The organism is Pseudomonas sp. AC136 (assembly GCF_979258585.1).
Map to the genome: position 1 here is coordinate 314,512 of NZ_OZ409865.1, position 19,158 is coordinate 333,669.

17 protein-coding genes are annotated in these 19,158 nt (G+C 60.8%); 8 read left to right on the plus strand and 9 right to left on the minus strand.

Annotated features, from left to right (window positions below):
- Positions 1-68: 68 nt before the first annotated feature.
- On the minus strand, positions 69-1,076 hold the full coding sequence (locus ACZZZU_RS01455; RefSeq protein ID WP_463549507.1) for an NADP-dependent oxidoreductase: 1,008 nt from the start codon (positions 1,074-1,076) through the stop codon (positions 69-71).
- A gap of 234 nt (positions 1,077-1,310) precedes the next feature.
- Between ACZZZU_RS01455 and ACZZZU_RS01460 the strand changes: the two genes are divergently transcribed.
- Positions 1,311-2,072 carry an SDR family oxidoreductase gene (locus tag ACZZZU_RS01460; RefSeq protein WP_122495547.1) on the plus strand — a complete coding sequence of 254 codons (762 nt, stop codon included), beginning with the start codon at positions 1,311-1,313 and terminating at the stop codon, positions 2,070-2,072.
- A 146-nt stretch (positions 2,073-2,218) separates the two neighbouring features.
- Here the strand turns inward: ACZZZU_RS01460 and ACZZZU_RS01465 are convergent, their stop codons facing one another.
- A complete protein-coding gene (locus ACZZZU_RS01465) occupies positions 2,219-3,085 on the minus strand; it encodes an aldose 1-epimerase (RefSeq protein ID WP_463549508.1) in 867 nt (288 codons plus the stop codon).
- Between the two features lie 146 nt (positions 3,086-3,231).
- Here ACZZZU_RS01465 and ACZZZU_RS01470 point away from each other — a divergent pair, with 146 nt between their 5' ends.
- Entirely contained in the window at positions 3,232-3,981 is a 750-nt protein-coding gene (locus ACZZZU_RS01470; protein WP_463382921.1) for a FadR/GntR family transcriptional regulator, read from the plus strand.
- A gap of 6 nt (positions 3,982-3,987) precedes the next feature.
- On the opposite strand, the gene ACZZZU_RS01475 is transcribed toward ACZZZU_RS01470, so the two are convergent.
- The 6 genes from ACZZZU_RS01475 to ACZZZU_RS01500 all read right to left on the minus strand — a co-directional run bounded on the left by ACZZZU_RS01475 (position 3,988) and on the right by ACZZZU_RS01500 (position 9,842).
- On the minus strand, positions 3,988-4,908 hold the full coding sequence (locus ACZZZU_RS01475) for an EamA family transporter (RefSeq protein ID WP_463549509.1): 921 nt from the start codon (positions 4,906-4,908) through the stop codon (positions 3,988-3,990).
- A 171-nt stretch (positions 4,909-5,079) separates the two neighbouring features.
- Positions 5,080-6,360: a TRAP transporter large permease gene (locus ACZZZU_RS01480; RefSeq protein ID WP_463549510.1), complete on the minus strand. Its 1,281-nt coding sequence runs from the start codon at positions 6,358-6,360 to the stop codon at positions 5,080-5,082.
- The gene (locus tag ACZZZU_RS01485) at positions 6,360-6,884 is read right to left on the minus strand and encodes a TRAP transporter small permease (protein ID WP_463539120.1); all 525 of its coding nucleotides are present in this window, start codon (positions 6,882-6,884) and stop codon (positions 6,360-6,362) included. Before ACZZZU_RS01485 ends, ACZZZU_RS01480 begins: the two co-directional genes overlap by 1 nt.
- Positions 6,885-7,024: 140 nt before the next feature.
- Entirely contained in the window at positions 7,025-8,005 is a 981-nt protein-coding gene (locus ACZZZU_RS01490) for a TRAP transporter substrate-binding protein (protein ID WP_463382917.1), read from the minus strand.
- A 73-nt stretch (positions 8,006-8,078) separates the two neighbouring features.
- A complete protein-coding gene (locus tag ACZZZU_RS01495; protein WP_463549511.1) occupies positions 8,079-8,966 on the minus strand; it encodes a glucurono-1,5-lactonase in 888 nt (295 codons plus the stop codon).
- A 60-nt stretch (positions 8,967-9,026) separates the two neighbouring features.
- Complete coding sequence (locus ACZZZU_RS01500) at positions 9,027-9,842, minus strand: NAD-dependent epimerase/dehydratase family protein (RefSeq protein WP_122495561.1); 816 nt, start codon at positions 9,840-9,842, stop codon at positions 9,027-9,029.
- Positions 9,843-10,318: 476 nt separating this feature from the next.
- Here ACZZZU_RS01500 and kdgD point away from each other — a divergent pair, with 476 nt between their 5' ends.
- The 6 genes from kdgD to ACZZZU_RS01530 all read left to right on the plus strand — a co-directional run bounded on the left by kdgD (position 10,319) and on the right by ACZZZU_RS01530 (position 18,240).
- Positions 10,319-11,230 (plus strand): 5-dehydro-4-deoxyglucarate dehydratase, encoded by a 912-nt coding sequence (kdgD, locus tag ACZZZU_RS01505; RefSeq protein ID WP_122495564.1) that lies wholly within the window; start codon positions 10,319-10,321, stop codon positions 11,228-11,230.
- A gap of 64 nt (positions 11,231-11,294) precedes the next feature.
- Positions 11,295-12,740, plus strand: coding sequence for an aldehyde dehydrogenase family protein (locus tag ACZZZU_RS01510; protein WP_463549512.1), 1,446 nt, complete (start codon positions 11,295-11,297; stop codon positions 12,738-12,740).
- Between the two features lie 132 nt (positions 12,741-12,872).
- Positions 12,873-14,228, plus strand: a complete 1,356-nt coding sequence (gudD, locus tag ACZZZU_RS01515; protein ID WP_463549513.1) for a glucarate dehydratase — start codon at positions 12,873-12,875, stop codon at positions 14,226-14,228.
- On the plus strand, positions 14,229-15,632 hold the full coding sequence (locus ACZZZU_RS01520; protein WP_463549514.1) for an MFS transporter: 1,404 nt from the start codon (positions 14,229-14,231) through the stop codon (positions 15,630-15,632).
- A gap of 12 nt (positions 15,633-15,644) precedes the next feature.
- Entirely contained in the window at positions 15,645-17,198 is a 1,554-nt protein-coding gene (gene garD / locus ACZZZU_RS01525) for a galactarate dehydratase (RefSeq protein ID WP_463549515.1), read from the plus strand.
- A 103-nt stretch (positions 17,199-17,301) separates the two neighbouring features.
- A complete protein-coding gene (locus tag ACZZZU_RS01530) occupies positions 17,302-18,240 on the plus strand; it encodes a 2-hydroxyacid dehydrogenase (protein ID WP_463549516.1) in 939 nt (312 codons plus the stop codon).
- Positions 18,241-18,357: 117 nt separating this feature from the next.
- Here ACZZZU_RS01530 and ACZZZU_RS01535 read toward each other — a convergent pair whose 3' ends face one another.
- Positions 18,358-19,128 (minus strand): DODA-type extradiol aromatic ring-opening family dioxygenase, encoded by a 771-nt coding sequence (locus tag ACZZZU_RS01535; protein ID WP_463549517.1) that lies wholly within the window; start codon positions 19,126-19,128, stop codon positions 18,358-18,360.
- Positions 19,129-19,158: the final 30 nt, after the last annotated feature.

Sequence of the window (19,158 nt, forward strand, 5' to 3'; positions counted from 1 at the left end):
TATCCGAACATAAGCCTGGTCGCGGTCACCCGCCACCAGGCTTTTTTATTGGGCATTGGTGCTTTAAATTAGCTGACCTTCAACACCAACTTGCCGAAGTTTTCACCGCTGAACAGTTTCAGCAGGGTCTCTGGGAAGGTTTCCAGCCCGTCGACAATGTCTTCCTTGCTCTTCAACTTGCCGGCTGCCATCCAACCGCCCATTTCTTTGGCGGCGTCGGCGAATTGGCTGGCGTAGTCCATGACCACGAAGCCTTCCATGCGTGCGCGGTTGACCAGCAGCGACAGGTAATTGGCCGGACCTTTTACGTTTTCTTTGTTGTTGTACTGGCTGATGGCACCACAGATGACGATGCGTGCTTTCGGCGCGATGCGGGTCAGCACGGCGTCAAGAATTTCGCCGCCGACGTTATCGAAATACACATCGACGCCTTTCGGGCATTCACGTTTCAGGCCCGCGTGCAGGTCTTCGTTTTTGTAGTCGATGACGCCGTCAAAACCGAGCTCGTCTATGAGCAGCTTGCACTTCTCGGCGCCGCCCGCGATGCCGACCACGCGGCAGCCTTTGATCTTGGCGATCTGGCCGACCACGCTGCCCACTGCACCGGCCGCGCCGGAAATGACCACGGTGTCGCCTTCTTTTGGCTGGCCCACATCCAGGAAAGCGAAGTAGGCGGTCATGCCCGTCATGCCCAATGCCGAGAGGTACAGCGGCAGGGGCGCGCGATTAGGGTCTACCGGATAGAAGCCTTTGGGCTCGCCGAGGAAATAGTCCTGCACACCCAGTGCGCCGTTTACGTAAGTGCCGACCGGGAATTTGTCGTTTTGCGAGGCGATCACTTTGCCCACGCCCAGCGCGCGCATCACTTCGCCAATGCCCACCGGCGGAATGTACGACTTGGCGTCGTTCATCCAGCCGCGCATGGCCGGGTCCAGAGACAGGTATTCGTTTTTCACCAGAATCTGACCAGGGCCGGGCTCGCCGACTGCGTTTTCCACATAGCTGAACGTGTCGCGGCTCGGCAGGCCCACGGGACGTTGGGCGAGCAGGAATTGGCGATTGAGTTGTGTGGTCATGGCATTCACTCGTGGCAGGGAAACAGTGGTGATAGACCTCCGTCGGCCCAAGGGCAAGGTTTGATCGTTAGCGGAATGCAGGCTTATCCATCTGCTAAATGGTCGGCCGCCGTGCTTTATCACTGCGCTGGATTACGGCTACTCGCGGCCTTAAATAGTGCTGACGCGCGGTGCGTGGGGCTGGCTAGACTTGCCAGCCATAACAATTCGATACCACTAAAGAGGGATAAGGGAATGGGCATGACTTTCTCCGGCCAGGTTGCTCTGGTCACCGGCGGTGCCAACGGCATTGGCCGAGCAACAGCGCAGGCTTACGCGGCCGAAGGCCTGAAAGTAGTGGTGTCGGATGTGGACGTGGCGGGCGGCGAAGGCACGGTGCAGTTGATTCGCGATGCCGGCGGCGACGCCACGTTTATCCGCTGCGACGTAACCAAAGACGCGGAAGTACAAGCGCTGATGGCCGGTGTGGTCGAGGCATATGGCCGTCTGGATTACGCATTCAACAACGCCGGAATCGAAATCGAAAAAGGCCGCGTGGCTGAAGGCAACGAAGCCGAGTTCGACGCGATCATGGGCGTCAACGTCAAAGGAGTGTGGCTGTGCATGAAGTACGAGCTGCCGTTGATCATGGCGCAGGGTGGCGGGGCCATCGTCAACACCGCCTCGGTGGCCGGCCTTGGCGCTGCGCCGAAGATGAGCATTTACGCAGCGTCGAAACACGCCGTGATCGGCCTGACCAAATCGGCAGCGATTGAATATGCGAAGAAGAAAATTCGCGTGAACGCCGTGTGCCCGGCCGTGATCGACACTGACATGTACCGCCGTGCCCACGAGGCCGATCCAACCAAAGCCAACTTCGTCGCCGCCATGCACCCGGTCGGCCGTATCGGCAAGGTTGAGGAAATTGCCGCCGCGGTGATGTACCTGTGCAGCGACAACGCCGCGTTTACCACGGGTCATTCGTTGGCAGTGGATGGTGGGTCGACTGCTATTTGATTGGGGTTTGATTCATCGCGGCCAACCGCACTCGCGAATGACTGCGAATGTTCGCCGATCCCGTAGGAGCGAGCTTGCTCGCGAAGCTTTTGAGAGTTAAGAGCTTCGCGAGCAAGCTCGCTCCTACAAGGGCTGCGGTGGCCGGCCTAAACCAACGCCCGATACTGCACTTCAAACCCCAGCTCACACGATTCTCCCTGCGCCAACAACCGCAACCCCGGCCGCCCTGGCAGGTGGTGCGCGTTTACCGGATGGCTCACCGGCTCTACGCAAAAGAACGGTTTATCGAGCGGGCAAAACAGCAGAAAGAATTCGCTGCCCGTCGCCTGCATTTCCAGTTCATAGCCAGCATCCGCCTGGCTGATCAACGCGCGACCATCCCAGCCGGTAAAGCCGTTATCCACCAGCTCGTTCGGTAGCGAGGCGCCGTCGCGGAAATTCCACGCTGGCGGCAGCTCAGTCAGTTCGGTCGGCAACCGTCCTTCATCACACAGCCATACCTTGTCTGCATGAATCTGTAAGCGCGTGCTTGTTGTGCGCGGTAGATACGGATGCAAGCCCAGGCCATGCCAGCACGGTTGTTCGGCCAGGTGAGTGACCTGAAGCTGAATGCTAAGGCGTCCGTTGTTCAGGCGAATATGTTGTTCGGCGCGGTAGGCGAACGGCAGGCTGCTGTCCAGCCGCAGCACCAGGTTCGACTGACCGTGTTCCACCAGCTGCCACGCTTGCTGCCAGGCGCTGCCGTGAATCGGTAAGGGATCGTTGGCGGCGTTGGGTTCCAGTGCCAGCCAGCCTTGCGGGCAATCGAAGCCACCGTTGCTGATGCGGTTGGACCAAGGCGCCAATGGGTAGCAGCCTAGTTGCCGTGGACCTTCGATATCCGGCGGGCATGGGCGCAGCAAATCGAGCTGATCGCTCAGGCGCTTCCAGGCCACCAGGCTGCCGCCAATGGAAGGGGCTACGGTGAGGCGGGTGAAGGTGTCTTCGATACTGACCAGATCGCTAGCATTCATGGGGTCATCAGCCTGTAGGGAAGGGCGCACGTCGCTGTACGCATTGGTGTCGTTATGCCGCAGATTTGCCGCGTTTGCAGGGGTGTCATCGTACAACCGCTGGGATATGATGGCCGCCTGCCCGTTAGCCGAGAAAGACCGTCGACATGGAAATCCCAAGCCCCCAGCCACGTGTGCGCCGCAAGCATCGCAGCCTCGCTCAAGAGTTGGTGACCGAGTTGTCGCAGCAGATTCGCGATGGCTTGATCAAGCGGGGTGAGAAGCTGCCCACCGAGTCGGCAATCATGGAGGCGCAGGGCGTCAGCCGTACCGTGGTGCGCGAAGCCCTGTCGCGCTTGCAGGCCTCGGGCCTGGTGGAAACCCGTCACGGCATCGGCACCTTCGTGCTCGACACCCCAAGCCCCAGCGGTTTTCGTATCGACCCGGCAACCATCGTCACCCTGCGCGACGTGTTGGCCATTCTTGAATTTCGTATCAGCCTGGAAGTGGAGTCCGCTGGCCTGGCGGCGCAGCGTCGTACCGCGGCGCAGCTGCAAGCCATGCGTGAAGTGCTCGATGCCTTGCGCGAAAGCGCGGCCCATTCGGGCGATGCGGTGGCCTCGGATTTCCAGTTTCACCTGCTGATTGCCGAAGCCACCGGCAACCGCTATTTCACCGACATCATGAGCCACCTGGGTACTAGCATCATTCCGCGTACCCGGATCAATTCGGCGCGCCTGGCCCATGATGATCAGCGCCATTACATGGCCCGGCTTGAACGTGAGCACGAGCAGATTTTCGAAGCCATTGCCCGCCAGGATTCCGATGCCGCCCGCGCTGCTGTGCGCCTGCACCTGACCAACAGCCGCGAACGGCTGCGTCAGGCCCACGAAGCCGCCCAGGCCGGCCAGGAATAAGCGGCGTCAGCCACGGCGCGGACCGCTGCGCCGGTAGGTCAGCAGCACAATGCCACTGACCACAATCAGCCCGCCGATGATCTGTCCGGGGCTGAGCAACTGCCCCAGAATCAGCCAGCCGAACACCAGGCTGGCCACCGGTTCGACGTTCATCACGGGCGCGTTGCGCGCCATGTCCAAGCGCGTCATGCAGATGAACAAGGTGGAAAACGCGACGCCATAGAGCACTACCAAACACGCCAGCGCGACCCAGCCGGTGGGCGCCGAGGGCAAGCCGAGGCCGCCCGGCATCACGCCGCTGACGCCGGCAATGGCCACGCTGGAAAACACGATGAGCATGGTCAACATGCTGCGCACGGTGCCGACCATGCCGGCAAGTTTGTGGTCGGTAATCCACAGCGCCACGGCAAACACCATGGCCGCGCCAATACCGAACAGCACGCCTTCGACCCACTCGATACCGTCGTCCACGCCGTTGAGCCGCGAAGGCACATCCAGCGCGAATACCAGGCCAAACAGAATCACGCCCATCAGCAACATGGCCCGTGGCGTCGGCCGTGCGCCGCCCAGCGCCCAAGTGAGCAGCACCAACAGAATGGGCGCGATGTTGACGATCAACAGCGCCAACGCCACCGGAATACGCGCCACGGTCGAATACACACAAAAGCTCTGAGTGGCGATCAACAGCCCCAACGCCAACTGCCACGGCCAGGTGCCGGCTGGCAGCTGCAACGAATCACGCCGCCACCACACCAATCCGGCCAGCACCAACGTGGTCACGCCCGAGCGACAGAGAATCGCCAGCAACAGACCGGTGTCGTGATCAAACGCGATGCGCGCGGCGATGTGGTTGCCGGCGAAGCTGCTGGCCAGCAGGGCCAGAATCAGCACGGCGATATGGCGGGGGAAGAGGGCGGAGCTAGGCATGACCATCCTTATAAAAAAGGCCGCACCTAAGAAAACGGGGGCGGCCAATGCTGCTTAAAACAAAAGGATCCATTTGGAACCGAGGGTCACTGTAGGAGCGGCTTTAGCCGCGAGCTTTTGAGGTTCAAGAGCATCGCGGCTAAAGCCGCTCCTACAGGACGTACGTTCGGGTTAGAGCACCACGCTTGGCAGCCAGAGGCTGATAGCAGGAATGTAAGTCACGGCGATCAACACAGCGAACAGCGCAGCGTAGAAAGGCAGCAGCGCCTTCACGGTGGATTCGATACTGACCTTGCCCACCGCAGCCCCGACAAACAGCACCGCGCCCACCGGCGGCGTAATCAAGCCGATCCCCAGGTTCACCAGCATGATCATGCCGAAGTGCACCGGGTCGACGCCGATACCGGTTACCACTGGCAGCAGAATTGGGGTGAGGATCAGGATCAGCGGCGCCATGTCCATGACGGTGCCGAGCATCAATAGCATCACGTTGATGCACATAAGGATCACGTAGCGGTTGTCTGACAGGGTCAGGAACGCGGTGGTGATCTTGGTCGGGATTTCCATCAACGTGAGGATGTAACCGAAGCTGGCGGCGAAGCCGATCAGGATCATCACAATGGAAATGGTCCGGCCCGCGCGGTGCATCAGTTTCGGCAGGTCACGCCATTTGTAGTCGCGGTAGATAAACATGGTCACGAAGAACGACCACAGCACCGCAATGGCAGCGGACTCGGTCGCGGTGAACACGCCCGACAGAATGCCGCCGAGGATGATGACCATGGCCATCAGGCCCCACAGCGCTTCAACGGCAATTTTAATGGCCTGGCGCAGCGGGATCACTTCGCCTTTCGGGTAGTTGCGCTTACGGGCGAACACCATGCACAGAATCATCATCACGGCGCTGAGCAGCAGGCCTGGACCGATACCGGCGATGAATAGCGAAGCAATGGATACCGAACCACCGGCGGCCAGCGAGTAGAGCACCGAGTTGTGGCTGGGCGGAGTGAGCAGCGCTTGTACCGAACCGCTGACGGTTACGGCAGTGGAGTATTCGCGCGGATAGCCGGCTTTTTCCATTTCTGGAATCAGCACTGAACCGACCGAAGCGGTGTCCGCTACCGACGATCCAGAGATGGCGCCAAAGAAGGTCGAGGCCATGATGTTGACCAACGACAGACCGCCGCGCACGAAGCCGACGCACACGCCTGCCAACGCCACCAGGCGCCGGGACATGCCGCCCTCGGCCATGATTGCGCCCGCCAGTACGAAGAACGGAATGGCCAGCAGGGAGAATTTGTTCACGCCGCCTGCGACCTGAATCATCAGGGCATCGAACGGAATATCGATCCAGAAAGCGCCAATAAGCGCTGACAGGCCCAGGGCGTACGCCACCGGCATGCCGATCATGATCAGCACAACGAAACTGCCGAGCAGTATGAGCGCGTCCATTATTTGGCCTCCATCGGTTCTTCAACGTCATAGCTCATGACGCGACGCTTGCTCTGGTCACCCAGGAAGAGTTTTTCCAAGACAAAAATCAGTGTGATCACGCCGCCAATTGGAATCGGCAGGTAAGAGATGCCAACGCGCAATGCGGGCATTTCACCCAGAAACTGGTTCCAGGTGCCGGCGCACAGCTTGGCGCCTTTGGTAATCATGAAGACGCAGATCAGCGCCATCAGCAGCTGCACCACAACCGACAACACCTGACGCGCAGCTGGAGGCATGCGGTCGGTGGCCATGTTCACAGCCATGTGGGCACCGGCGCGGTAGCTGGCGGCGGCGCCGAAAAAGGTAAACACCACCATCAACAAGATGGCCGTGGGCTCAGGCCAGCTGGAACCGCTGCCGAGCACGTAACGGGCAAAGATGCCCCAGGGAATTATCAGAGTCATGACCAGAATCGACAGCCCGGCAATGCCGATGCAGAGTCGATACAGCTGGTCATTAATGCTCAACAGCGTGTTTCTCATGGGACTTCACCAGCAGCGTTGTCAGGGTGAGGGAGTGTTTCTGTTTGCGGTAACCGTGGGGGCGGTTTCAGCCGCGATGCTGTTGAGGTCAAGAGCATCGCGGCTGAAGCCGCTCCTACAGGGATTGCGGATGGACGCGATTATTTAACGGCTTCGATGCGTTTGATGAGCTCGGCGTACGGCGCGCCGTATTGCGCACGGACTGGCGCGGTGGCGTCGACGAACTCTTTCTTCTCGGCGTCGGTCAGGGTGATGAATTCCACGCCGGCCGCTTTAAGTTTGGCTTCGCTGCTGGCGGATTTTTCATCCCACAGTTTGCGTTCTTCAAACTGCGCTTCGCGGGCCAGTTTTTTCACCAGGGCTTGCTGCTCGGGGGAGAGCTTTTCCCAGGTGGTTTTCGAGATCACTACCGGCTCCGGCAGAATCAAGTGGCCAGTGAGGGTGTAGAACTTGGCGTTCTGGTAGTGGTTGTGTTCAAGCATGGTTGGCGGGTTGTTTTCTGCGCCGTCGATCACGCCGGTTTGCAGGGCGGTGAAGATTTCACCGGTGGCCATGGCAATGCCATTACCGCCCATGGCGTTGATGGTGTCGATAAACAGCGGGTTGCCTTGTACGCGGATTTTCATGCCTTTGAGGTCCGCCATCTTGCGTACTGGCTTCTTGGTGTAGAGGTTGCGGGTGCCGCCATCCATCCACGCCAGGGCCACCAGGTTGAAGTCGGAGTTGGTGATCTTGTCGAGAATCTCCTGGCCAACCGGGCCATCGATCACGGCGCGCATGTGCGCCTGGTCGCGGAAGATAAACGGCATGTTGAATACGTTCACATCCGGCACGACCGGGCCGACGATGCCCAGGCTTACACGGGTCATCTGAATGGCGCCGAGCTGCACCTGTTCAACCACTTCTTTTTCCGATCCCAGCACACCGCCTGCGAACATTTTGAAGGTGATTTCGCCACCCGATTGTTCTTCGAGCTTTTTGCCCATGGCTTGCTCAGCCACGACAGGCGGGTAACCGGTGGGGTGCACCTCAGCGAATTTGATGTTCAGGGCGTGGGCGCTGCTGGACAGGCAAAACACCAGGGGCAGGGCGGCGGTCAGCAAGGTACGTTTGAAGTTCATCGTAAAGCTCCGGTTTTGTTTTTGTTTGCGGGTGGCTTGGGTGACGCTTTGTTATCGGGACGCAGGGTGTTGTTCAGCAGGCGAACAACGGTTCCTCCAGGCCTTTTACTCCGGGCTGCAGGGCGAACACGCCACCAGCCAACGGCTGGTCGCTGAGGTCGCCGCCGGGGCGGATGGAGGTGACGAACAAGGTGTCCAGCCCGGCGCCGCCAAAGGCGCACATGGCCGGTTTTTTCACCGGTACAGCGAGGGAACGATCGAGCTTGCCCTCGGGGGTGAAGCGGTGCACCAGGCCGGCATCATTGCCGCAAATCCAGTAGCAGCCGTCGGCGTCTACGGCAGCGCCATCGGGGCGGCCCAGGTGATGGTTCATGTCGACGAACAGGCGACGGTTATGCGGCGTGCCGCTGTCGATGTCGTAATCGAAGGCCCAGATTTTCTGCGCGCTGGGGTGCGAATCGGAGAGGTACATGGTGCGGCCATCCGGGCTAAAGCCCAGGCCGTTGGGCACGATGAAATCGGTGAGTTGCGCGGTCAGCGGTTCGGTTTGCTCGGCGCTGTAGCGATACAAGGCGCCGACCGGTGAACCGGCGGCCATGTCGAGCAACATGGTGCCGGCCCAGAAGCGGCCTTGACGGTCGCAGCGGCCGTCGTTGAAGCGCATATCGGCGTGGGCGTGTTTGACCGCCGCGAGCGGGCTGCTGGCGAGGCTGCCGTTGTCTTTGGCGCTCAGGCGAAACAGGCCGCTTTGCATGCCGGCAATCCAGGTGCCGTCCACATGACGGGCAATACAGGCGAGCATTTCCGGCGTTTGCCAACTGGTGCTCTGGCCATCACTGGCAGTCCAGCGATGCAGGCGCTGGGCGGGAATATCCACCCAGTACAGGGCTTGTTCGGCCACGCTCCACACCGGGCTTTCGCCGGTGGCATTGCGGGCGTCGACAATCAGTTCAGCTTCCATGACAGCGCATTCTCTTGTGTTGTTTTTATGAGAACAGCTACAGCGGTAGAGCAGGGCGGCTCAGTCGTCGCCGAATGGGCCAGCCGCTACGAACGCACCGCCTTGGTAAACCATCGCTGGGTCATCGGCGGCCGGCATGGGCTGGGCCTCGACTTTGGCGCGGAATACTTCCGAGCTGTCTTTGGGCTCAAAGCCCAAGTGACTGGCCAGGCGGTTGTCCCACCATTGCGTGGCGTTGGCCGAGGCGCCGTAGACCACGGTGTGGCCGACGTTAGGCGTGTACAGCGCGCGCTCAAGCAGTTGCGTGAGGTCGTTGAAGCTCAGCCAGGTGTGCATCATTCGGCGGTTTTGCGGTTCCGGGAATGAGGAGCCGATGCGAATGCTCACGGTCTCGATGCCGTAGCGGTCGAAGTAAAAGCTGGCCATGTCTTCGCCGTAAGATTTGGACAAACCGTAGTAGCTGTCTGGGCGGCGAGGGGAGAGGGCGTCGAGTTTTTCGTCTTGCTTGTAGAAACCGATCACGTGGTTCGAACTGGCGAAGATCACGCGCTTTACGCCATGGCGGCGAGCCGCTTCATAAATGTGGAACACGCCGCAGATGTTCGGGCCGACAATTTCTTCGAACGGGCGCTCAACCGACACACCGCCGAAATGCAGAATGGCATCGACGCCTTCAACCAGATCGTGCACCGCTTGTTTGTCGGCGAGGTCGCAGCGCTGCACTTCTTCATGCTCGCCAGCGGCCGGGGCCATGTCGGCGATGTCGGAGAGGCGCAGCACCTTGGTGTAAGGACGCAGGGTTTCGCGCAGCACTTTGCCCAGGCCGCCAGCGGCACCGGTGAGTAGAAGGCGATTGAAGGGAGTTGGAGTGGTCATGACTGGTCCCTGAAATTCTTGTGTTTGTTTTTATGGGTTTGTTCGTTCGGATAACAGACCCAGGGGAGGTGCGCTGTTATCGGTTGTCGTATGACTTGGGCTCGATTATCAACAGCCCCCGTAAAGTTTGTCAACGCGACTTAGGTAGAAAATTCCTCACCTCGGTTGCTCGTTAGACTACATAAACGCTCATCGGGAAAAGCGACCGACGAGTCACGCGCCTTTGCTAGTAACCCTTCTAGCTCAATGGCTATAGCCGAGTCGGGCTCGCCTTTCTAGGCTAAGGCAGCGAACGTTTCCTACTCCAGTACGCCTATAGTCGTAGATGAGCGGCTAAGAAAAGAGGATGACAGTCTCAACAGTTGTACGATAACGTAACTCTGCGTTTGCGATTGATCCCGTTGTTTTCGTTTTGCATCAGGGCAATCGGTCTGCCACGCCTTAATCCACTACGCGCTTTACAGGGTGTTCGAATAATGAATCCACAAGAACTGAAGTCCATCCTCTCTTCCGGCCTGCTGTCTTTCCCAGTGACTGACTTCGACGCGGCTGGCGATTTCAACCCCGAATCCTATATCCGTCGCCTGGAATGGCTGGGGCCATACGGTGCGTCGGCCTTGTTCGCAGCAGGTGGTACCGGCGAGTTCTTCTCGCTGACCAACCGCGAATATTCCTCCGTTATCAAAACCGCCGTAGACACCTGCGCCGGCAGCGTGCCGATTCTGGCTGGCGTCGGTGGTCCGACTCGCCAAGCCATCGAGATGGCGCAAGAAGCTGAGCGCCTGGGCGCCAAAGGTCTGCTGTTGCTGCCGCACTACCTGACCGAAGCCAGCCAAGACGGCGTGGCACTGCACGTTGAGCAAGTGTGCAAGTCGGTAAAAATTGGCGTGGTGGTTTACAACCGTAACGTCTGCCGCCTGACGCCAGCGCTGCTGGAACAACTGGCCGAGCGTTGCCCGAACCTGATCGGCTACAAAGACGGCCTGGGCGACATCGAACTGATGGTCTCGATCCGTCGTCGCCTCGGTGACCGTTTCAGCTACCTCGGTGGCCTGCCAACCGCAGAAGTGTATGCCGCTGCTTATAAAGCACTGGGCGTACCGGTTTATTCCTCGGCGGTGTTCAACTTCATCCCGAAAACGGCCATGGATTTCTACCATGCCATCGCCCGTGACGATCACGAAACCGTCGGCAAAATCATCGACGATTTCTTCCTGCCGTACCTCGACATCCGCAACAAGCGCGCCGGTTATGCCGTGAGTATCGTTAAAGCCGGTGCCAAGATTTCCGGCTACGACGCCGGCCCGGTTCGCGCTCCGCTGACCGACCTGAGCAAAGACGAGTACGAACAACTCGCCGCTCTGATCCACGCCCAAGGCCCGCAATAAGTCGGGTTCAAAAACAGCCAGCCGCTCTTCAGCGGCTGCCGTTTCTTTAAAGGAGGCTTTCCTCGTGGCCAATCAACAACAGCGTTTCGACAACTACATCGGCGGCCAATGGGTGGCCGGTGCCAGCTACTCGAAAAACGTCAACCCGTCTGACCTTGCCGATGTCATCGGCGAATACGCCCAGGCCGACGCCGCCCAGGTAAACGAAGCCATCGAAGCGGCCCGCGCCGCGTTCCCGGCCTGGTCGATCTCCGGCATCCAAGCGCGCAGCGATTCGCTGGATAAAGTCGGCAGCGAAATTCTTGCCCGTCGTGAAGAGCTCGGCACGTTGTTGGCCCGTGAAGAGGGCAAAACCCTGCCCGAAGCCATCGGCGAAGTGACCCGTGCTGGCAACATCTTCAAATTCTTCGCCGGCGAATGCCTGCGTCAGGCCGGCGAAGTGCTGGCCTCGGTACGCCCCGGCGTATCGGTAGAAGTCACCCGCGAGCCGCTGGGCGTGGTCGGTCTGATCACCCCGTGGAACTTCCCCATCGCCATTCCGGCCTGGAAAGTGGCACCGGCATTGGCCTATGGCAACTGCGTGGTGGTGAAACCGGCTGATCTGGTTCCGGGCTGCGCCTGGGCGATTGCCGAAATCATTTCCCGCGCCGGCTTCCCGGCTGGCGTGTTCAACCTGGTGATGGGCGCAGGCCGTGTGGTCGGTGAAACCATCGTGCAGAACAGCAAAGTGGACGGCATCAGCTTCACAGGTTCCGTGGGCGTGGGTCGTAACATTGCCGCTCAGTGCGTGGCCCGTGGCGCCAAAGTGCAGCTGGAGATGGGCGGCAAAAACCCGCAAATCATCCTCGACGACGCCGACCTCAAAGTGGCGGTGGAGCTGGCGGTTCAAAGCGCCTTCTATTCCACTGGCCAACGTTGCACCGCTTCGAGCCGCTTGATCGTTACCGCCGGCATTCACGACAAATTTGTCGAAGCCATGGCTGAGCGCATGAAGTCGATCAAAGTCGGTCACGCCTTGAAAGCCGGCACCGACATCGGCCCGGTGGTTTCCCAGGCCCAGCTCGACCAGGACATGAAGTACATCGGCATCGGTCAGGAAGAGGGCGCCCGTCTGGTGACTGGCGGCGGCTTGGTGACCTGCGACACCGAAGGTTACTTCCTGGCGCCAACGCTGTTTGCCGACAGCTCGGCCGAGATGCGCATCAGCCGCGAGGAAATCTTTGGCCCGGTGGCCAACGTGGTGAAAGTGGCGGATTACGAAGCAGCACTGGCGATGGCCAACGACACCGAATTCGGTTTGTCGGCCGGTATCGCCACCACCTCGCTGAAGTATGCCAACCACTTCAAGCGTCACGCCCAGGCCGGCATGGTGATGATCAACCTGCCTACCGCTGGCGTGGACTACCACGTGCCGTTCGGCGGCCGTAAAGGCTCGTCCTACGGTTCGCGCGAGCAAGGTCGCTACGCGGCCGAGTTCTACACCACCGTTAAAACCACCTACATCGGCTAACCCCGAAGACGGGGCAGCGCCTGCTGCTCCGTCTTTTGTAGGAGCGAGCTCGCTCGCGAACCAGGCGACGCGTTCGCCCGATACACACGAAATTCAGCCAGTCCCCGCATAAAAATAAATAGGGAAACGGTTATGAGCACAGCAAGCCCAGCGCAGGCAATCGCCAGCGCGCCCGTAATTACCGAGCTGCAAGTGGTTCCGGTTGCCGGCCACGACAGCATGCTGCTCAACCTGAGCGGCGCCCACGGTCCGTTCTTTACCCGCAACATCCTCATTCTCAAAGACAGCGCTGGCCATGTTGGCGTTGGCGAAGTGCCGGGCGGCGAACGCATTCGCCAGACCCTGGAAGATGCCCGCAGCCTGTTGCTGGGGCAGTCCATCGGCAACTTCAACGGTTTACTCAATCAGGTTCGCCAGACCTTCGCGGACCGCGACAGCGGCGGCCGCGGCCTGCAGACCTTCGACCTGCGCATCACCATTCACGCCGTTACCGCACTGGAGTCGGCACTGCTCGACCTGCTCGGCCAGTTCCTCGGCGTGCCTGTTGCCGCACTGCTTGGCGAAGGCCAGCAGCGCGACGCGGTGGAAATGCTCGGCTATTTGTTCTACATCGCCGACCGCAACAAAACCGACCTCGGCTACCGCAGCGAAGACGACGCCGACGACGCCTGGTTTCGCGTGCGCAACCAGACCGCGCTCGACCCCGAAAGCATCGTGCGCCAAGCCGAAGCCGCCCATGCGCGCTATGGCTTCAATGACTTCAAACTCAAAGGCGGCGTGCAAACCGGCGCGGCCGAAGTGGAAGCGATCCGTGCCCTGGCCGAGCGCTTTCCCGATGCTCGCATCACCCTGGACCCCAACGGCGGCTGGTCGCTGAAAGAAGCGGTCAGCCTGTGCCGTGACCTGCACGGCGTGCTGGCCTATGCCGAAGACCCGTGCGGCGCCGAAAACGGTTTCTCCGGTCGTGAAGTAATGGCCGAGTTCCGCCGCGAAACCGGCCTGCTCACCGCCACCAATATGATCGCCACTGACTGGCGCCAGATGGGCCACTGCATTCAATTGCAATCGGTCGACATCCCGCTGGCCGACCCGCATTTCTGGACCATGCAAGGTTCCGTGCGCGTCGCCCAGATGTGCAACGACTGGGGCCTGACCTGGGGTTCGCACTCCAACAACCACTTCGATATTTCCCTGGCGATGTTTACCCACGTGGCCGCCGCCGCGCCGGGCAAAGTCACTGCCATCGACACCCACTGGATCTGGCAGGACGGCCAGCACCTGACCCGCAACCCGCTGAAAATCGAAGGCGGTCTGGTGCAGGTGCCGAAGACGCCGGGCCTGGGTGTCGAGCTGGATTGGGACGCGCTGGCCAAAGCCAACGAGCTGTATCAGGGCATGGGCTTGAACGCCCGCGACGATGCCGTGGCCATGCAGTTCCTGATTCCCAACTGGACCTTCGATAACAAGCGACCTTGCCTGGTGCGCTGATTGCGCGCCTCGCTCGAAAACAAAAAAACGTGGGAGCAACTTGCCATGCATGACACCAAACCGACTCGCGTGCGTTACCTGATTCTGCTGATGCTGTTTCTGGTCACCACCATCAACTATGCCGACCGCGCGACTATTTCCATCGCCGGCTCCAGCTTGCAGAAAGACCTCGGCATTGACGCCGTCACCCTCGGTTTTATCTTCTCGGCTTTTGGCTGGGCCTATGTGCTCGGGCAGATTCCGGGTGGCTGGTTGCTCGACCGTTTCGGCTCGAAAAAAGTCTACGCGGCCGGCATCTTCATCTGGTCGTTGTTCACCTTGCTGCAAGGCTTCGTCGGCGGTTTGCCGGTGGCCTGGGCAATCACCACGTTGTTCGTGCTGCGCTTTATGGTCGGCTTTGCCGAAGCGCCGTCGTTCCCCGGTAACGCGCGCATTGTGGCGGCCTGGTTTCCCACTGCAGAACGCGGCACGGCCTCGGCAATTTTCAACTCGGCGCAGTATTTCGCCACCGCGCTGTTCGCTCCGATCATGGGCTGGATCGTGCACGCCATGGGCTGGGAGCATGTGTTCGTGGTCATGGGCGTGCTGGGCATCATCTTCTCCGGCATCTGGATGAAGACCATCTACAACCCCAAGGAACACCCGCGCATCAACCAGGCGGAAATCGATCACATCGAAAGCAACGGCGGCCTGGTCGACATGGACCAAACCCGCAAAAACGACGGCCCTCGCTGGGACTACATTCGCCAGCTGCTGACCAACCGCATGTTGCTCGGCGTATACCTGAGCCAGTACTGCATCAACGCCATTACCTACTTCTTCCTCACCTGGTTCCCGGTGTACCTGGTGCAGGAACGCGGCATGACCATTCTCAAAGCCGGCTTTATCGCCAGCCTGCCGGCCATCTGCGGTTTTATCGGTGGCGTGCTCGGCGGTTTGATCTCCGACTACCTGTTGCGCAAAGGCCATTCGCTGACCTTCGCCCGTAAGCTGCCCATCGTCTGCGGCCTGACCTTGTCGACCACCATGGTGTTCTGCAACTACGTCGATGCTGACTGGATGGTGGTAGGGTTTATGACCCTGGCGTTCTTTGGCAAAGGCATCGGCGCATTGGGTTGGGCCGTGGTGGCCGACACCTCGCCAAAACAGATTGCCGGCTTGTCGGGTGGCCTGTTCAACACCTTTGGCAATATCGCCTCGATCACCACGCCTATCGTCATCGGCTACATCATCGCGGCCACCGGCTCGTTCAAATGGGCCCTGGTGTTCGTCGGTGCCAACGCCGTGCTGGCGGTGTTCAGCTACTTGGTTATCGTTGGCAAGATTCAGCGCGTTGAACTCAAAGAGCCGCCTACCAGCGGCGGCGCTCAACGCAGCGCAGACTTCACACCAGCCCACTCCTGAGGAGCGAGTGTCATGCAGTTAATTGAACATTCCGACTCGCCGCGCTACATCCGTTTGCACGAGCTGGATAACGTGGTGATCGTCGTCAACGACCAAGGGGTGCCAGCCGGCACCACCTTCGCCGATGGCCTGACCACCCTTGAGCGCGTGCCGCAAAGCCACAAAATCACCCTTGAAGATATTCCCGAAGGCGGGCGCATCATTCGCTACGGGCAAACCATCGGTTACGCCTTGAAGCCGATTCCCCGTGGCAGTTGGGTGCAGGAAGACCAACTGCGCATGCCGACCGCGCCGCCACTGGACAGCTTGCCGCTGTCCACCGAAGTGCCGGCGCAGGCGGCGCCGCTCGAGGGCTACACCTTCGAGGGCTACCGCAACGCCGACGGCACCGTGGGCACGCGCAACATTCTGGGCATCACCACCACTGTGCAGTGCGTCACCGGCGTGCTCGACCATGCGGTGAAACGCATCAAGGACGAGTTGCTGCCCAAGTACCCGAACGTCGACGACGTGGTGGCGCTGACCCACAGCTACGGCTGCGGCGTGGCCATTACCGCCACCGACGCGTACATCCCGATTCGCACCGTGCGCAACCTGGCGCGCAACCCCAACCTGGGCGGCGAAGCACTGGTGATCAGCCTGGGCTGTGAAAAGCTGCAAGCCGGGCAGGTGATGCAGGAAAACGACCCATCGGTAGACCTCAGCGAACCGTGGCTCTACCGCCTGCAGGACTCCAGCCACGGCTTCACCGAAATGATCGAACAGATCATGGACCTGGCCGAAGTGCGCCTGAAAAAGCTCGACCAGCGCCGCCGCGAAACCGTGCCGGCCTCCGAGCTGATTCTGGGCATGCAATGCGGCGGCAGCGACGCCTTTTCCGGCATCACCGCCAACCCCGCGTTGGGCTACGCCAGCGACCTGCTGCTGCGTGCCGGCGCTACGGTAATGTTCTCGGAAGTCACCGAAGTGCGCGACGCCATCTACCTGCTCACCTCGCGGGCGCAAACCAAGGAAGTGGCGCAAGAACTGGTGCGCGAAATGGACTGGTACGACCGCTACCTGGCCAAAGGCGAGGCCGACCGCAGCGCCAACACCACGCCGGGCAACAAGAAAGGCGGGCTGTCGAACATCGTTGAGAAGTCCTTGGGCTCCATCGTCAAATCCGGCAACAGCGCCATCAACGGCGTGCTTGGCCCAGGCGAGCGCGTCGAGAAAAAAGGCCTGATCTTTTGCGCGACGCCCGCCAGTGACTTCGTCTGCGGCACGCTGCAATTGGCCGCCGGCATGAACCTTCACGTGTTCACCACCGGCCGCGGCACGCCGTACGGCTTGGCCATGGCGCCGGTGGTAAAAGTGTCGACCCGCACCGAGCTGGCCCAGCGCTGGCCCGACCTCATCGACATCGACGCCGGTCGCATCGCCACGGGCCGTGCCAGCATCGAAGAACTGGGCTGGGAGTTGTTCCACTACTACCTGGATGTCGCCAGCGGCAAGAAAAAAACCTGGGCCGAGCAGCACAAACTGCACAACGACATTACCCTGTTCAACCCGGCGCCGATTACTTGAGGCCGGCGCCTTAAGAGCATCGAGGCTAAAGCCTCTCCCACAGAGTTCATGTCTCTTGTAGGAGCGGCTTTAGCCGCGATTCCTGCAAACACCGGAGCCACGCATGACCACCCCAAAGGTTCTCCAGGTCGGCCCACTGACCGAGCGTTTCCAGCACAACCTCGCCGAGCGCTTCGACGTCACCGCGCTGTGGCAACAACCCGACCCCAAGGCGTTTCTGCAAAGCCACGGCGACGACTTCGAACTGCTCGCCACTTCGGCCCGCTTCGGCTGCTCCGCTGAGCAACTTGCCGCCTTGCCCAACCTGAAAGCCATCTGCAGCTTTGGCGTTGGCTACGACTCGATTGCCGTCGACGCCGCCCGCGACCGTGGCATCGCCATCAGCACCACGCCGGATGTGCTCAACGATTGCGTGGCCGATTTGGCCATGGGCCTGATGATCGACACCTCGCGCAAACTCGCCGCGTCCGAGCGCTTCGTGCGCGCCGGCGGTTGGCTGAAGGGCAACTTCCCCTTGGCCCGTCGGGTGAGCGGCAAGCGCCTGGGCATTGTCGGCTTGGGGCGCATTGGCCAAGTGGTGGTCAAGCGCGCCAGCGGGTTCGACATGGACGTGCGCTACCACAACCGCTCGCCACTCAAAGACAGCCCCTACACCTACGAAGCCAGCTTGGTGGAGTTGGCGCGCTGGGCCGACTTTCTGGTGCTCACCTGCGTAGGCGGGGCGGCGACGCACCATATCGTCAACGCACAGGTGCTGGAGGCGTTGGGGCCGAAAGGCATCGTCATCAACGTCGCCCGCGGTTCAGTGATCGACGAGCAGGCGCTGGTGACGGCGTTGCAAAACGGCACGCTGGGCGGGGCAGGGCTGGACGTGTTCGAAGCCGAGCCCAAGGTGCCGGCGGCGTTGCTGGAGATGGATAACGTCATGTTGCTGCCCCATGTTGGCAGCGCCACCGAAGAAACCCGTTTGCAGATGGAAGAGTTGGTGCTGGCCAACTTGCAGGCCTTTGCTGAGCGCGGCGAGTTGCTGACGCCGCTGTGATGTTCGCGGGTTCGCCCGCCAACCGCGCCCCCGTCACAAGCGAGGGTGCGTTTCCCATAGAGCTGTTCGCTTCACCCCCAGGTGCGCCACGAGCGCACCTTTTTTATGGCTGGGCGATTAGTCGAAGCGGTAGATGTCCATACCCAGCGCGCCGAGGGTAAAGCCCTGGTGCGCAATGCCGAACGCACCGCCCGCGCCACGGGCGAAATACAGCGGCAGCAAGTGCTCGTCGCGTGGATGACTGCGCACCGCAAACGGCGCCTGGCTGCGGTAATCCAGCAACGCCGCTTCGTCATCCGCAGCGAGGCGCTCCACCATCCAGTCACGGAACGCCTTGGCCCACGGCTCGATCACCTCCGGGCCCGCACGCCAATTCAGCTCGCCCAGATTATGGGTGATGCTCCCCGAGCCAATCAGCAACACGCCTTGCTCGCGCAAACTCGCCAGCGCGCGGCCGACCTTGTGCTGAAACGCTGGGCCGAGGCGGGTAGGGATGGAAACCTGCGCCACCGGAATATCGGCGTTGGGGTACATCAACAACAGCGGCACCCACACGCCGTGGTCGAAAACGCGGGTGGCATCCAGCTGGGCCGGCAGGTCGGCGGCCAGCAATAAATTCAGCGCGGCTTTGGCCACATCGGGCGCGCCGGGTGCCGGGTATTGCACGGCGTAGAGCTCTGGCGGGAAGCCGCCGAAGTCGTGCCAGGTGTCCGGTTGTGGATTGCTATTAACCAGCAACTGATTGGTTTCCCAGTGCGCCGACACCACCAGAATCGCCTTCGGGCGTGGCAACTCAGCCGCCAGCCGTGCCAACGCCGGCCCGCTGGCGCCGGGCTCCAGCGCGAGCATGGGCGAGCCGTGGGAGATAAACAGACTGGGCAACGACATGGTTGAGTCCTCGATAAACATGGGCGCATC

Coding starts and splice junctions, on each gene's coding strand:
- ACZZZU_RS01455 (WP_463549507.1), bottom strand. CDS start 1,076: ATGACCACACAACTCAATCGCCAATTCCTGCTCGCCCAACGTCCCGTG.
- ACZZZU_RS01460 (WP_122495547.1), top strand. CDS start 1,311: ATGGGCATGACTTTCTCCGGCCAGGTTGCTCTGGTCACCGGCGGTGCC.
- ACZZZU_RS01465 (WP_463549508.1), bottom strand. CDS start 3,085: ATGAATGCTAGCGATCTGGTCAGTATCGAAGACACCTTCACCCGCCTC.
- ACZZZU_RS01470 (WP_463382921.1), top strand. CDS start 3,232: ATGGAAATCCCAAGCCCCCAGCCACGTGTGCGCCGCAAGCATCGCAGC.
- ACZZZU_RS01475 (WP_463549509.1), bottom strand. CDS start 4,908: ATGCCTAGCTCCGCCCTCTTCCCCCGCCATATCGCCGTGCTGATTCTG.
- ACZZZU_RS01480 (WP_463549510.1), bottom strand. CDS start 6,360: ATGGACGCGCTCATACTGCTCGGCAGTTTCGTTGTGCTGATCATGATC.
- ACZZZU_RS01485 (WP_463539120.1), bottom strand. CDS start 6,884: ATGAGAAACACGCTGTTGAGCATTAATGACCAGCTGTATCGACTCTGC.
- ACZZZU_RS01490 (WP_463382917.1), bottom strand. CDS start 8,005: ATGAACTTCAAACGTACCTTGCTGACCGCCGCCCTGCCCCTGGTGTTT.
- ACZZZU_RS01495 (WP_463549511.1), bottom strand. CDS start 8,966: ATGGAAGCTGAACTGATTGTCGACGCCCGCAATGCCACCGGCGAAAGC.
- ACZZZU_RS01500 (WP_122495561.1), bottom strand. CDS start 9,842: ATGACCACTCCAACTCCCTTCAATCGCCTTCTACTCACCGGTGCCGCT.
- kdgD (WP_122495564.1), top strand. CDS start 10,319: ATGAATCCACAAGAACTGAAGTCCATCCTCTCTTCCGGCCTGCTGTCT.
- gudD (WP_463549513.1), top strand. CDS start 12,873: ATGAGCACAGCAAGCCCAGCGCAGGCAATCGCCAGCGCGCCCGTAATT.
- garD (WP_463549515.1), top strand. CDS start 15,645: ATGCAGTTAATTGAACATTCCGACTCGCCGCGCTACATCCGTTTGCAC.
- ACZZZU_RS01530 (WP_463549516.1), top strand. CDS start 17,302: ATGACCACCCCAAAGGTTCTCCAGGTCGGCCCACTGACCGAGCGTTTC.
- ACZZZU_RS01535 (WP_463549517.1), bottom strand. CDS start 19,128: ATGTCGTTGCCCAGTCTGTTTATCTCCCACGGCTCGCCCATGCTCGCG.